Source organism: Bradyrhizobium sp. URHA0013 (genome assembly GCF_000518345.1).
GTDB lineage: Bacteria > Pseudomonadota > Alphaproteobacteria > Rhizobiales > Xanthobacteraceae > Bradyrhizobium.
Genome location: NZ_JADK01000003.1, coordinates 722,304 through 734,836, shown reverse-complemented (window position 1 = coordinate 734,836; position 12,533 = coordinate 722,304). Strand labels below are relative to the sequence as shown.

The following is a 12,533-nucleotide window of genomic DNA, read 5'->3' as shown; positions in this document are numbered from 1 at the left end:
ACCCGGAACCTCGAGATTCCGGGTTCGCCCTTCGGGCGCCCGGAATGACAGTGGAAGACTACAACGACACGCCCGGCGGGATGTCCGCCTCGGTCACGCCCACCAGCTCCATGTTGGTGATGATCGCGTTGCGGATGAAGCCGAGGCCCTTGTTGAAGTCGATCCAGGTGTTGACGTAGTCGCGCCAGGTCTTGTCGGTCTCGCGGCGGAAGCCGGCGTTCGAGGTGGTGGCGAAGATTGGCGTCGGCAGCACGAACTGGCCGAGCGAGGGATTCTTCTTCAGCACGGTCAGCGACAGCATGGTGATCAGGCACTGCGCGTCGACGCGGCCGGTCTGCAGCGCGGCGGTGGCGTCGTCGGCGGTCTTCAGCCGCGAGATCTGCGCCTTCGGCGTCAGGCGGCTGACGACCTGGTCGTGCGAGGAGCCCTGGTCGACCGCGATCTTGACGTCGGGCGAGTTCAACTCGGCCCAGCTCTTCGGCTTGAAGTCCTTCTTGCAGAGGATGCCGAAGGCGTTGTTGAAGACCGGCACCGAGAAGTCGACCACCAGCGCGCGCTTCGGGGTCGGGTTGAGGCCGAAGAAGATGTCGATCTTGTTGGACTGCAGGTCGAGCACCGAATTGCCCCAAGTGGTCTCGGTGATGTCGAGCTCGGCCTCCATGTCCTCGGCAAGCGCCTTGGCGATGTCGACGTAAAATCCCTTCCACTGGCCGGTCGAAAGATCCTTCATGTAATAGGGTGCGCCGCCGCCGACCGCGCCGATCCGCATCTTCTTGGTGCGGCGGATGCGGGCGAAGGTCGATTCGTTGGTATCGGCGGTCTGCGCCACGGCCGGGGAGGCCAGCGTCGCCGCGCCAATCGCGCCAAGTCCGACAATCGATGCAACATCACGACGTGTAACCATTGGGATCAATCGCTTTTCTGTTGGAAGGAGTTCCGGCAGCGTTCTTACCAAGGCGCCTCCGGCAGTGAAAGCACAGCCTATCGGCTGGGCAGGCCGGGAATTGCCCGGATGCTGGGCAAACCATCATGAAGCCCAGCCTGTTCAAGCGGATACCCGCTTGCTTTCCGGTCCTTTTGGCCCCAAATAGGGACCGGGAGATTGGCGGTGGACGAGCCACTCGCCAACCGGGTCAGGTCCGGAAGGAAGCAGCCCTAACGAGGTCCGGATCGGGTCGCTCGTCAGTCTCCTACCTGTTTTTCCGAGCGAATTGCGCCGGCGGCTCGGGCCGCCAGCGCGCTCCTTTCCGCAAAAGCCGGCCGAAAGACACTTCATTGCGGATCGACCGATGACCGACGCTGGCGCCCCTCCCAACCCTGACAGCGCCGGCCAGGCCAGCACGCCCTACCGGGTGCTGGCGCGGAAATACCGTCCTTCCAGCTTCGACGATCTGATCGGCCAGGAGGCCGTGGTCCGCACCGTCTCCAATGCGTTCGAGACCGGCCGCATTCCGCAGGCCTGGATTCTCACCGGCGTCCGCGGGGTCGGCAAGACCACCACCGCGCGCATCCTTGCCCGTGCGCTCAACTACGAGATGCCGGATGGCTCGGTGAAGGGCCCGACGGTCCAGATGCCGACGCTCGGCGTGCATTGCCAGGCGATCATGGAAAGCCGGCACATGGACGTGCTGGAGATGGACGCGGCCTCGCATACCGGCGTCGACGACGTCCGCCAGATCAATGACAGCGTCCGCTACGCGCCGGCCAGCGCCCGCTACAAGGTCTACATCATCGACGAAGTCCACATGCTGTCGACGGCGGCGTTCAACGCCTTCCTGAAGACGCTGGAGGAACCGCCGGAGCACGCCAAGTTCGTGTTCGCCACGACGGAGATCCGCAAGGTTCCGGTGACCGTGCTGTCGCGCTGCCAGCGTTTTGACCTGCGCCGCGTCGAGGCCGACGTACTGATGAAGCATCTCGCCAACATCGCGGCCAAGGAAAACGTCGAGATCGAGCCTGAAGCACTCGGCATCATCGCGCGCGCCGCGGAAGGCTCGGTGCGGGATTCGCTCTCGCTGCTCGATCAGGCCATCGCGCATGCGGCAGGCACCGTGAAGGCCGATGCCGTCAGACAGATGCTGGGGCTCGCCGACCGCACCCGCGTCATCGATCTTTTCGATTCTCTGGCGCGTGGCGACATCGCGTCCGCGTTCAGGGAGTTCCGCGACCAGTACGACGTCGGCGCCGATCCGATCGTGGTGCTCTCGGATCTCGCCGAGTTCGTCAATTTCGTCACCCGCGTGAAGATCGTGCCGGCGACCGCCGACAACGTCGCCTATGGCGAGACCGAGCGCGTGCGCGCGCGGGATTTCGCCTCGAAGATCTCGATGCGCGTGCTGTCGCGGATGTGGCAGATGCTGCTCAAGGGCATCACCGAGGTGCAGGCCGCGACGCGGCCCGCCGCGGCCGCCGAGATGGTGCTGGTGCGCATTGCCTATGTCGCCGACCTGCCGACGCCGGACGAAGCGATCAAGATGCTGGAGCAGAACGGCGGCGGTTCGCCGGTCGTGAGCGGCGGCAGTGCCGCGCGCAACGCGCCGGCGGGGCCGGTGGCGTCCGCAGCGCCAGTTCGCATGCCGACATCGTCACCGTCCTCGTTCGGCGGCGGCGGTGCCCGTCCGCAGATGGCAACGCCCGCGCCGGATCCGCAAGCTGCCGCGCCCGTGTTGCGCGTCACGAGCTTCACCCAGCTCGTTGCGCTGGCCGGGCAGAAGCGCGACCTCCTCACCAAGGGCGCGCTCGAAGGCGACATGCGCCTCGTTCGTTTCGAGGAGGGCCGGCTGGAAGTTGCGCTCGAGCCCAATGCCTCCAAGACCATGATTTCCGATCTCGCGCGCAAATTCGAGCTTTGGACCGGGCGCCGTTGGACCGTGATCGTCTCCAACGAGCCGGGCCAGCCGACGCTGCGCTCGGTGAGCCAGGCGGCCAAGCAGGAACATGCGCGCACCGCCGAGGCCGATCCGCGCGTGCGCGAGGTGCTGTCGCGTTTTCCGGGCGCGAAGGTCGTCGAGGTCCGCAGGCTTGCCCCCGAGGCGCCGGAATCCGATATTAACGCCGACTACGGCAGTGACGATCCGCCCGACGGTTCCGACGGCGACGATCTCTAGAGCCAATTTTCCAAGGACAGCACCGATGGTCGATATTTTCGGCATGATGAAGCAGGCGCAGCAGCTGCAATCCAAGATGCAGGAGATGCAGGACCAGCTCGCCAACGTCGAGGTCGAGGGCATCTCCGGCGGCGGTCTCGTCGCTGTGCGCATGACCGCGAAGATGGACGTCAAGGGCGTCAAGATCGATCCTTCGCTGATGAAGGCGGAAGAGCGCGAGGTGCTCGAGGATCTGCTTGTCACCGCGTTCGGCGAGGCCCGCCGCAAGGCGGAAGCCGCCATGCAGGAGAAGATGCAGTCGCTCACCGGCGGGCTCGGCTTGCCGCCGGGGCTGTCGGGGCTGTTCGGCCAGTAATATGGGCGCTGTTGCGGGTCCTGAGATCGAGCGGCTGGTCCAGCTTCTCGCGCGGCTGCCGGGCCTCGGCCCGCGCTCGGCGCGGCGCGCGGCGCTGCATCTGATCAAGAAGCGCGAAGCGCTGATGATGCCGCTGTCCTCGGCCATGCAGGTCGCGCTTGAGAAGGTCCAGGTCTGCAAGACCTGCGGCAACATCGACACGCAAAGTCCCTGCACAGTCTGCACCGATCCGCGGCGCGATCCCTCGATCATCGTCGTCGTCGCCGATGTTGCCGATCTCTGGGCGCTGGAGCGGGCCAATGCCACTCAAGGGCGTTATCACGTGCTGGGCGCGACATTGTCGCCGCTCGACGGCGTCGGCCCGCAGGACCTCACCATCGAGGCGCTGGTCGCGCGCGCGCATGAGGCACAGGTGCATGAGGTCATTCTGGCGCTGAATGCCACCGTCGACGGCCAGACCACGGCACATTACATCACCGACCTGCTTCAGGACGCCAACGTAAAAGTAACCCGGCTCGCCCATGGTGTGCCGGTCGGCGGCGAGCTTGATTATCTCGATGAAGGTACGCTATCGGCCGCGATGCGGCAGCGTACCCTGTTCTAGACATCCAGACTTACGGAACGGACGACATGACGAAACTTTTCGCCACACGATGGGCTTTGGTTGCGACGATGGCGATGCTGGCGACGCCGGCTATCTCCGCGCAGCAGGACGACGGGGCTCCGCCGCCGTCGAAGCCCGGCAAGCCGATCAACGCCGGCGAGGTGCTCTCGGGCGAGCTGAACACGATGAAAGTGCGCGACGTCAAGAACGTCGGCAAGCGGGTTGCGACCTACCAGATCACCTCCGAGCCGCGCCGGCTGCCGCCACCGAACGGGTTGTGCAATCTCGAGACCGGCCCCGAAACCTTCCAGCTCGTTCCCAGCGGCGATGCGCAGGCCGCACAGCTGAAGACGTTCGCCGGCAAGGAGATCTCGGTCAAGGTCGACGAAGTCGCCTGCGCCAGCGACCCCGGCCAGATGAGCGAGGCCGTGATCACGAAGTGGAGCCTGATCAAGAAGCAGTAGAGGCGATTCGCTCTGCTCTCTCCGTCGTCATTGCGAGGAGCACTTGCGACGAAGCAATCCAGACCGTCTCCGCGGCGGCAGTCTGGATTGCTTCGCTTCGCTCGCAATGACGAAGGTGAGAGAGCCGGTCTAAACCCTACACCGGCCCCAGCGCATCAAAATGCCCGCGCTTCTGCAGCCAGGCCAGCAGCACCAGGCTTGGGATCGCCACCAGCATGCAGATCACGAAGAACAGCGGCCAGCCAGTCGTATCAGCCACGAAGCCGGCGCCTGACGAGAGATAGGTCCGCCCTACCGCGGCAAGAGCGGTGAGCAGCGCATATTGCGTCGCCGTGTGCAGCGGGTTCTGGCAGAGCGCCGAAAGATAGGCGACGAAGATCACCGTGCCGATCGCGCTGGTGAAGTTCTCACAAGTGATGGCGAAGGCGAGCGCCCATTGGCTGGTGCCGACGAAGGCCAGCCAGGAGAAGGAGAGATTCGCGAGCGCCTGCACCACGCCGCCGATCCAGAGGCTGGTCGCAAGCGAATAGCGCCGGGCGACGAAGCCGCCGGCAAAGCCGCCGATCAGCGTCGCAGCAAGGCCCACGCCCTTCACGATCGCCGCATAGTCGTTGCGGGAGAAGCCGAGGTCGATCACGAACGGCGCGGTCATCGTGCCGGAGAAGGCGTCGGTGAACTTGAACAGCACGACGAAGGCGAGTGCCGCAAGCGCGTCCTTGCGCGTCAGGAATTCCGAGAAGGCTCCGACCGCCGCGTGCAGCACGCGCGCGAACGCGGTTTGCGTCTGCGTCGCGGCTTCCGCCCGCACCGACTGCTCGGGCTCGGTCGCAACCAGCGCCGTGATCGTCCCGATCAGCACCATCGCCGCCATCACCACATAGCCCCACATCCAGGCGGACGTGCGGGTGATGCCGGTGCTCTCGAAGCCCGAGACGATGAACAGCGCGCCGGCGGTCGAGACCAGCATGCCGATGCGATAGGCCGCGACGTAGGACGCCATGCCGGCGGCCTGCTCGCTCTCCGGCAGGCTCTCGACACGGAAGGCGTCGACCACGATGTCCTGCGTCGACGAGGCCGTCGCCACCAGCAATGCGCCGAGCGCGACGTAGAACGGCGAGCGCGCGGGATCGGTCAGCGCCAGCAGCAGGATGGCGACGATCAGCAGCAATTGCGAGAACAGCAGCCAGCCGCGCCGCCGCCCGAACGCGCGCGTGAACAGCGGCACATGCATCGCATCCACCAGCGGCGCCCACAGGAATTTCAGCGTGTAGGGCGTGCCGACCAGCGCAAACAGCCCGATGGTCTTGAGATCGACGCCGGATTCCCGCATCCACACCAGCAGCGTCGAGCCCGACAGCGCCAACGGCAGCCCGGACGAGAAGCCGAGGAACAGCACGATCAGCACCCGCGGCTGCAGGTAAACGGCAAGGCTGTCACGCCAGGAGGTGGGGGCCGTGCCGGGGCCGGCAGGCGAGGTCGCGTCGGGTGCGGTCATGGGGTGGTGTTAGCAGATTCTGGCGGCCACAAGTGAGGTGTCGCTCCTGCCGGCCAAAGAGGAGGTGTCGTCGCCCCCTCCGCTGTCATCGTCCGCGAAGGCGGACGATCCAGTACCCACCAGCATTTCGGTTCAATCGCGGCCGCCGCGGCGTACTGGATGCCCCGCCTTCGCGGGGCATGACGGACTCATGGTGGGCCGGCTATCCCGGGATAAAGGTCGTCCGAATTCGGATTGCTCTTCTCAATCAATCGAACCTTCCAGGCCCTGTTCCACTTTTTCAGCCGCTTCTCCCTTTTGATAGCATTCTCGGGATCGTCGAACTGCTCGAAATAGACGAGCCTTGCGACATCGTACTTCTCCGTAAAGCTCTCGATGACCTTGGACTTATGTTCCGCCACGCGACGAATGAGATCATTGGTCACGCCGATGTACAGCGTTCCGCCGATTTTGCTGGCGAGGATGTAAACGTAGTAGTGGCGTGTGCCCAACTGCTACCTCTCCCTCCGCTGTCATCGTCCGCGAAGGCGGACGATCCAGTAATCACCAGCGTCCCGGTTCAATCATGACTGCCGCGGCGTACTGGATGCCCCGCGTTCGCGGGGCATGACAGTGTGCCACAATCTCACTCCCCCGCCTGGAGCTTCCGCGGGAACAGCTCGGCAGCGCCGGTCGCTACGAGATGCGGCGCTTCCGGCGCATCGCTCTTGCTGAAATCGAGCTCCTCGATGCGCCCGGCGCGTTTCTCGATCTTGTCGGCGGAGATCAGCACCTGCCGCACGTCCTCGTTCGCGTCGGCAAAATGCTTCTGGAGCTTCAGCACGCGATCGCGCAGGCGGCCGAGGTCGTCGCCGAGCTTGATCACCTCGGTGCGGATCTGGTCGGCGGCGTCGCGCATGCGCGCGTCCTTCATGATCTGCTGCATCACCTGGATCGCCAGCATCAAAAGCGACGGCGACACCAGCACGACACGGGCGCGATACGCCTTCTGGATGACGTCGTCGAAACCGTCGTGGATCTCGGCGTAGACCGATTCCGACGGCACGAACATCAGCGCCATGTCCTGGGTCTCGCCGGCGACGAGATATTTCTCGGCGATGTCGCTGACATGCTTCATGACGTCGCCGCGCAGCCGCTGCGTGGCGATGCGCTTCTCCTCGTCGGTGCGCGCGTCATGCAGCGCGGTCATCGCTTCCAGCGGAAACTTCGCGTCGATGCAGAGTGGCCGCTGGTCGGGCAGGAACACGACGCAGTCCGGACGCTTGCCGGTCGAGAGCGTGAACTGGAACTCGTAGGCGCCCTTCGGCAGACCATCATGGACGATCGCTTCCATCCGCGCCTGACCGAAGGCGCCGCGCGACTGCTTGTTGGCGAGCACATCGCGCAGGGTCGTCACCTGCGTGGTGAGGTCGGTGAGGTTCTTGTGCGCGCTGTCGATGATGCCGAGCCGCTCGTGCAGCGCGCGCAGGCTCTCCATGGTGTTGCGGGTGGTGTGCTCCATGGACTGGCCGACGCGGTGGGTCACCGAATCCAGCCGCTCGTTGACCGCGCGTGCCATGTCGGCCTGGCGGCCGGCCAGCGTCTGGGTCATGGCGTCGACCCGCCCCGAAGCCTCGCTCTGGGCATGCAGCATCTGGCTGATGCGCTCCTCGAGTTCGTCGGCGCGGATGGCGTTGGCCATCGCGAGTTCCGCCCCGCGCCGCCCGGAGCGCGCGATCACGACGGCGATCACCACCATCAGGATGAGGACCAGGGCACCGAAGCCGATCAGCGCGTCCACGGTGCGCACCGGCCAGTCGCCGAGCATGAAAATGATCTCGTTCATGCCCCTGCTTCTAGCCGATTCGCTCGGCGGCACGAACGAATAGCGAACATTTAGTGTAAATGCCCCGTTAATTTTTATGGTTAACGAAACCCGAAGTTTTATGGTTAGCGGAGGGTTAACGGGGTTCCCGGCCGCATTGACCGCATCGAACGCGCGGCTTAAATCGCGGCCATGGCCCTCAGAGAAATCATCATCCTGCCCGACAAGCAGCTGCGTCTGGTCTCCAAGCCGATCGAGAAGGTCACGCCGGAGATACGAAAGCTTGCCGACGACATGTTCGAGACCATGTACGACGCGCCCGGCATCGGGCTCGCGGCGATTCAGATCGCGCGGCCGTTGCGGCTGATCACCATGGACCTCGCCAAGCCCGACCAGGACGGCGAGACCAAGCCCGAGCCGCGCGTCTTCATCAATCCGGAAATCATCGCCTCCTCGGAGGACCTGTCGGTCTACGAGGAAGGCTGCCTCTCGATCCCCGAATATTACGAGGAGGTCGAGCGTCCCGCGAAGGTGCGGGTGCGCTACACCGATCTCGACGGCAAGGTGCACGAGGAGGACGCCGAAGGCCTCTACGCCACCTGCATCCAGCACGAGATCGACCATCTCAACGGCGTGCTGTTTGTCGACTATCTGTCAAAACTCAAGCGCGACCGCGTGCTGAAGAAGTTCGAGAAAGCCGCCAAGCGCGCGGAGTGAGCCGGGTTCTCTCTCGTCGTCATGGCCGGGCTTGACCCGGCCATCCACGCCTTGCTTGCTTTGTCGCCAAGACCGTGGATGCCCGGGACAAGCCCGGGCATGACGGAGAAACAAGCCTTACCGAGCGCCGCCACATGCCCCTCCGCCTGATCTTCATGGGCACGCCCGATTTCTCCGTGCCGACGCTGCTCGAGCTCGTCGCGCACGGCCACGAGATCGCGGCCGTGTATACGCGCGCGCCCAAGCCCGGCGGCCGGCGCGGCCTGCAATTGCAGCCGACCCCGGTGGAAGAGGCCGCGCGAAAGCTTGGCGTGCCCGTGCTGACGCCGAAGACGTTGAAAACGCCGGAGGCGCTGGAAGAATTCCGCGCCTTCGACGCCGATGCCGCCGTCGTCGTCGCCTATGGCATGATCCTGCCGCAGGCGATCCTCGATGCGCCAAAGCTCGGCTGCTACAATCTGCACGCCTCGCTGCTGCCACGCTGGCGCGGTGCGGCTCCCATCAACCGCGCGATCATGGCCAGCGATGCCGAGAGCGGCGTGATGGTGATGAAGATGGATGTCGGCCTGGACACCGGTGACGTCGCCATGGCCGAGCGTCTCGCGATCACGGACAATATGACGGCGCTCGATCTGCACGATCGTCTGTCCCGGCTCGGTGCCGACCTGATGGTGCGCGCCATGGCCGCGCTCGACCGCGGCGGGCTCCAGCTCAAAAAGCAGAGCGAGGACGGCGTCACCTATGCCGCCAAGATCGACAAAGCCGAAGCGCGGATCGACTGGACCAGGCCCGCGCGGGAGGTGCTGCGTCATATCCACGGACTGTCGCCGTTTCCCGGCGCCTGGGCCGAGCTTGAGAATGCGCGGGTCAAGATCCTGCGTTGCGAGCTGGCGAAAGGCGCGGGCGCACCCGGCGAGGTGCTCGACGATCACCTCACCATCGCCTGCGGCGAGGGCGCAATCCGCCTGATCGAGCTCCAGCGCGAAGGCAAGGCGCGCATGCAGGCCGCGGATTTCCTGCGCGGCGTGCCGTTGAAGCCGCCGATGCGGCTGGCCTGATGCCCCGCTACAAGCTCATCATCGAATATGACGGCGCACCGTTCTTCGGCTGGCAGGTGCAGGAGACGCTGCCCTCGGTGCAAGGCGCGCTGGAAGCGGCGGTGAAGGCGATGACCGGCGCGGATGCGCGCGTGCACGGCGCCGGGCGCACCGATGCCGGCGTGCATGCGCGTGGCCAGGTCGCGCATGTCGATATCGACAAGCAGTTTCCGCCGGGCCGTTTTCGCGACGGCTTGAATGCGCATTTGCGCCCGCATCCGATCGCTGTGCTCGAGGCGGACATCGTGCCTGATAGTTTCGAAGCGCGCTTCTCGGCCGTGAAGCGCCACTATCGCTATCGCATCGTCAACACCCGTGCCAATCTCGCGCTCGATGCCGGCCACGCCTGGCGCGTGCCGCGCCGGCTCGATGCCGATGCGATGCATGCGGCGGCACAGCGCCTGCTCGGCAAGCACGATTTCACCACCTTCCGCGACACCGAGTGTCAGGCCAAATCGCCGGAGAAGACGCTCGACCAGCTCGACGTGCTGCGCGACGGCCGCGAGATCGTTATTCTCACCTCGGCGCGCTCGTTCCTGCACAGCCAGGTGCGCTCCATGGTGGGGTCGCTGATGTGGGTCGGTGAAGGCCGCTGGACCGCCGACGATCTCTCCGCAGCGCTCGCCGCGCGCAACCGCGCCGCCTGCGGCATCGTCGCCCCGCCGGACGGGCTGTATCTGATGCAGGTGGATTATTAGAACGCGAGGCTGGAAACTCTCGCCACGCCCACCACTGTCATTCCCCGCGAAGGCGGGGAATCCAGTACGCCGCGGCCCCTCGGATCAATCACTGCTGTCTCGAATTACTGGATCGCCCGGTCAAGCCGGGCGATGACAGCGGAGTTTGGGCAGGCAATCGCGCCCTACCCAAAATACCTCGCCAAAATCCCGCGATACACCTTGGTCAGCTGCTCCAGATCCCTGACCGGCACGCGTTCGTCGACCTGGTGCATGGTCTGGCCGACCAGGCCGAATTCGATCACCGGGCAATAGCTCGAGATGAAGCGCGCATCCGAGGTGCCGCCTGAGGTCGACAGCTCCGGCTTGCGGCCCGTCACCTCCTCGATCGCGGACACCGCGAGTTCGGTGAACGGTCCGGGCTTGGTCACGAACACGTTCGAGTTTGAGGGCTCCCAGACGATGCGGGCGCGGATGCGGTTGCCGCAGGCTTTCGTCAGCCGCGTCTCGACCAGCTCGCGCAGGCTTGCCTGGGTGTGGTTGTCGTTGTAGCGGATGTTGAATTTTGCGCGGGCTTGTCCCGGGATGACGTTGTTGGCGGTGTTGCCGACGTCGACCGAGGTGAATTCGAGATTGGAGGCCTGGAACTGCGCGCTGCCATGGTCGAGCGGCTCGTCGGAGATGGCCACGATCAGCCGCGAGATATCAGGCACCGGATTGGCGGCGCGGTGCGGATAGGCGACGTGGCCCTGCACGCCGTCGACATACAGCGTGCCGGATTGCGAGCCGCGGCGGCCGACCTTGATGGTGTCGCCGAGCGTCTCGACATTCGAGGGCTCGCCGAGCACGCAATGGTCGAATTTCTCGCCGCGCTCCGCCGCCCACTTCAGCAGCTTGATGGTACCGTTGATGGAGACGTCTTCCTCGTCGCCGGTGATCAGGAACGAGATCGAACCCGAGCCCGATTTTTGGCCGTCGCTGCGCGGCTTGCCGTCGTTCGCGGCGAGATGCCCCAGCACCGCGGCGACCGAGCAGGCGATGCCGCCCTTCATATCGACCGCGCCGCGGCCATGCAGAAAGCCGTCTTTCACCTCGCCCGAGAACGCGCCGACGCTCCAGGCGCTCTCGTCGCCAGGCGGCACCACGTCGGTGTGGCCGGCAAAGGTGATGTGCGGCCCGTCAGTGCCGATCCGCGCATAGAGATTGTCGACGTCGGCGGTGCCGGGCTCGCTGAAGGTCACGCGCTGGCATGTGAAGCCTGCCGCATTGAGGGCTTTTTCAAGCACACCCAGCGCACCGGCATCGGCCGGAGTTACCGAGGGGCAGCGGATGAGATCGCGGGCAATCGAGAGAGCATCGGTCATGCGCCCCGCTTAACATGCATGCCGCCGGGTGGGCTAGCACTGGGCGGGACAAATTCGATCTCGCTCTGCTGGTCCCAGCTTTTCGCCGCAGGCGGGGCGGGCGCGGAGCCATCCTCAACGTCGGCCAATGGATCGGGGCCGAACCGGTTGTCGCCGGAGGTGCCGGGCACAATGAACATTTCCACGAGGCCCCAAAACCACGGAATGTGCATGGCCCAGGCGAGGGCAAGAACCCAGTTGGATTCGGTGGGCAGCAGGTCCGAGAACTGGTCGAACAACGCGGGTACGACGAAGAACGGAACCAGCCACCAGCCGCTCCGGTCGCGATCATGCAGCCGCTTGGTCGCGGTCGCGAGATAGATCCACAGGAATAGCGAGCTGCCGAGCACCTTGAGGATGAGGGTCGCGCGATCCGTGGTTGCCAGCAGACGGTAGGCCCTGGGATCGACCAAGTTGAAGATGTCGTCGACACCGAAATCGAAGTCGAGCTTGAAGTTGAAGGCGAAAGTTGCGGCCCCATTCAGCACCTTGATGGCCTGGTCGATCATCCCGAGCATGCAGGCCAGCACCATGACGATCAGCAGCGCCTGCCACAGCAGTGCGCGGTTGATGCGGCCGTCGAAGCGGAACAGATACCAAGTCCAGTCCATGCCAAAGGCTCCGGGCGGGAGAGGTCGCCCGGATGTTGGTCGCGGTGGGGGGAGGGTGGGTTCGACGGAGCTGCCAGACCCGTCATCCTGAGGTGCGAGGCCTGCGGTGCAGAGCACCGCAGGGGGAGCCTCGAAGGATGAGCGGCCACGATTCAGCCGGCAGCCGGGCCGTCGCCCTTCGAGGCTCGCCGAAGAGGCG

Annotated in this window: 13 protein-coding genes and 1 other RNA gene; 8 read left to right on the top strand and 6 right to left on the bottom strand. The window is 65.2% G+C overall.

Annotated elements, in window-relative coordinates; translation table 11 throughout:
- Positions 1-58: 58 nt before the first annotated feature.
- Positions 59-904 carry a transporter substrate-binding domain-containing protein gene (locus N551_RS0103700; RefSeq protein ID WP_027565802.1) on the bottom strand — a complete coding sequence of 282 codons (846 nt, stop codon included), beginning with the start codon at positions 902-904 and terminating at the stop codon, positions 59-61.
- Positions 905-1,097: 193 nt separating this feature from the next.
- Here N551_RS0103700 and ffs point away from each other — a divergent pair.
- The 5 genes from ffs (at position 1,098) to N551_RS0103680 (ending at position 4,530) form a co-directional block, all read left to right on the top strand.
- An RNA gene (ffs, locus tag N551_RS36765) (signal recognition particle sRNA small type) lies at positions 1,098-1,194 on the top strand.
- A gap of 95 nt (positions 1,195-1,289) precedes the next feature.
- Positions 1,290-3,107 (top strand): DNA polymerase III subunit gamma/tau, encoded by a 1,818-nt coding sequence (locus N551_RS0103695; RefSeq protein ID WP_027565801.1) that lies wholly within the window; start codon positions 1,290-1,292, stop codon positions 3,105-3,107.
- A 25-nt stretch (positions 3,108-3,132) separates the two neighbouring features.
- Positions 3,133-3,462, top strand: coding sequence for a YbaB/EbfC family nucleoid-associated protein (locus tag N551_RS0103690; protein ID WP_007597704.1), 330 nt, complete (start codon positions 3,133-3,135; stop codon positions 3,460-3,462).
- Position 3,463: 1 nt separating this feature from the next.
- The gene (gene recR / locus N551_RS0103685) at positions 3,464-4,066 is read left to right on the top strand and encodes a recombination mediator RecR (protein WP_007604678.1); all 603 of its coding nucleotides are present in this window, start codon (positions 3,464-3,466) and stop codon (positions 4,064-4,066) included.
- Positions 4,067-4,092: 26 nt separating this feature from the next.
- Positions 4,093-4,530, top strand: coding sequence for a hypothetical protein (locus tag N551_RS0103680; protein ID WP_027565800.1), 438 nt, complete (start codon positions 4,093-4,095; stop codon positions 4,528-4,530).
- A 136-nt stretch (positions 4,531-4,666) separates the two neighbouring features.
- On the opposite strand, the gene N551_RS0103675 is transcribed toward N551_RS0103680, so the two are convergent.
- From N551_RS0103675 to N551_RS0103665, 3 genes are all read right to left on the bottom strand, one after another.
- Positions 4,667-6,025 carry an MFS transporter gene (locus N551_RS0103675; protein ID WP_027565799.1) on the bottom strand — a complete coding sequence of 453 codons (1,359 nt, stop codon included), beginning with the start codon at positions 6,023-6,025 and terminating at the stop codon, positions 4,667-4,669.
- Between the two features lie 188 nt (positions 6,026-6,213).
- The gene (locus N551_RS0103670; RefSeq protein WP_027565798.1) at positions 6,214-6,516 is read right to left on the bottom strand and encodes a GIY-YIG nuclease family protein; all 303 of its coding nucleotides are present in this window, start codon (positions 6,514-6,516) and stop codon (positions 6,214-6,216) included.
- A gap of 134 nt (positions 6,517-6,650) precedes the next feature.
- Positions 6,651-7,850, bottom strand: coding sequence for a DNA recombination protein RmuC (locus N551_RS0103665; RefSeq protein ID WP_027565797.1), 1,200 nt, complete (start codon positions 7,848-7,850; stop codon positions 6,651-6,653).
- Positions 7,851-8,021: 171 nt separating this feature from the next.
- Between N551_RS0103665 and def the strand changes: the two genes are divergently transcribed.
- The 3 genes from def to truA all read left to right on the top strand — a co-directional run bounded on the left by def (position 8,022) and on the right by truA (position 10,341).
- Positions 8,022-8,546 carry a peptide deformylase gene (def, locus tag N551_RS0103660; RefSeq protein WP_027565796.1) on the top strand — a complete coding sequence of 175 codons (525 nt, stop codon included), beginning with the start codon at positions 8,022-8,024 and terminating at the stop codon, positions 8,544-8,546.
- A gap of 134 nt (positions 8,547-8,680) precedes the next feature.
- Complete coding sequence (fmt, locus tag N551_RS0103655; RefSeq protein WP_027565795.1) at positions 8,681-9,604, top strand: methionyl-tRNA formyltransferase; 924 nt, start codon at positions 8,681-8,683, stop codon at positions 9,602-9,604.
- Positions 9,604-10,341, top strand: a complete 738-nt coding sequence (gene truA / locus N551_RS0103650; RefSeq protein WP_027565794.1) for a tRNA pseudouridine(38-40) synthase TruA — start codon at positions 9,604-9,606, stop codon at positions 10,339-10,341. The genes fmt and truA overlap by 1 nt, the downstream gene beginning before the upstream one ends.
- Positions 10,342-10,505: 164 nt before the next feature.
- On the opposite strand, the gene dapE is transcribed toward truA, so the two are convergent.
- Together dapE and N551_RS0103640 are read right to left on the bottom strand one after the other, a co-directional pair.
- Positions 10,506-11,684, bottom strand: coding sequence for a succinyl-diaminopimelate desuccinylase (gene dapE / locus N551_RS0103645; RefSeq protein WP_027565793.1), 1,179 nt, complete (start codon positions 11,682-11,684; stop codon positions 10,506-10,508).
- Positions 11,681-12,334 (bottom strand): DUF805 domain-containing protein, encoded by a 654-nt coding sequence (locus N551_RS0103640; protein WP_027565792.1) that lies wholly within the window; start codon positions 12,332-12,334, stop codon positions 11,681-11,683. Before N551_RS0103640 ends, dapE begins: the two co-directional genes overlap by 4 nt.
- Between the last annotated feature and the right edge of the window lie 199 nt (positions 12,335-12,533).

What these genes read in the sequence shown, in the direction of transcription:
- fmt (WP_027565795.1), top strand. Translation starts at nt 8,681, where the DNA reads ATGCCCCTCCGCCTGATCTTCATGGGCACGCCCGATTTCTCCGTGCCG.
- dapE (WP_027565793.1), bottom strand. Translation starts at nt 11,684, where the DNA reads ATGACCGATGCTCTCTCGATTGCCCGCGATCTCATCCGCTGCCCCTCG.
- N551_RS0103665 (WP_027565797.1), bottom strand. Translation starts at nt 7,850, where the DNA reads ATGAACGAGATCATTTTCATGCTCGGCGACTGGCCGGTGCGCACCGTG.
- truA (WP_027565794.1), top strand. Translation starts at nt 9,604, where the DNA reads ATGCCCCGCTACAAGCTCATCATCGAATATGACGGCGCACCGTTCTTC.
- def (WP_027565796.1), top strand. Translation starts at nt 8,022, where the DNA reads ATGGCCCTCAGAGAAATCATCATCCTGCCCGACAAGCAGCTGCGTCTG.
- N551_RS0103700 (WP_027565802.1), bottom strand. Translation starts at nt 904, where the DNA reads ATGGTTACACGTCGTGATGTTGCATCGATTGTCGGACTTGGCGCGATT.
- N551_RS0103680 (WP_027565800.1), top strand. Translation starts at nt 4,093, where the DNA reads ATGACGAAACTTTTCGCCACACGATGGGCTTTGGTTGCGACGATGGCG.
- N551_RS0103640 (WP_027565792.1), bottom strand. Translation starts at nt 12,334, where the DNA reads ATGGACTGGACTTGGTATCTGTTCCGCTTCGACGGCCGCATCAACCGC.
- N551_RS0103695 (WP_027565801.1), top strand. Translation starts at nt 1,290, where the DNA reads ATGACCGACGCTGGCGCCCCTCCCAACCCTGACAGCGCCGGCCAGGCC.
- N551_RS0103675 (WP_027565799.1), bottom strand. Translation starts at nt 6,025, where the DNA reads ATGACCGCACCCGACGCGACCTCGCCTGCCGGCCCCGGCACGGCCCCC.
- recR (WP_007604678.1), top strand. Translation starts at nt 3,464, where the DNA reads ATGGGCGCTGTTGCGGGTCCTGAGATCGAGCGGCTGGTCCAGCTTCTC.
- N551_RS0103690 (WP_007597704.1), top strand. Translation starts at nt 3,133, where the DNA reads ATGGTCGATATTTTCGGCATGATGAAGCAGGCGCAGCAGCTGCAATCC.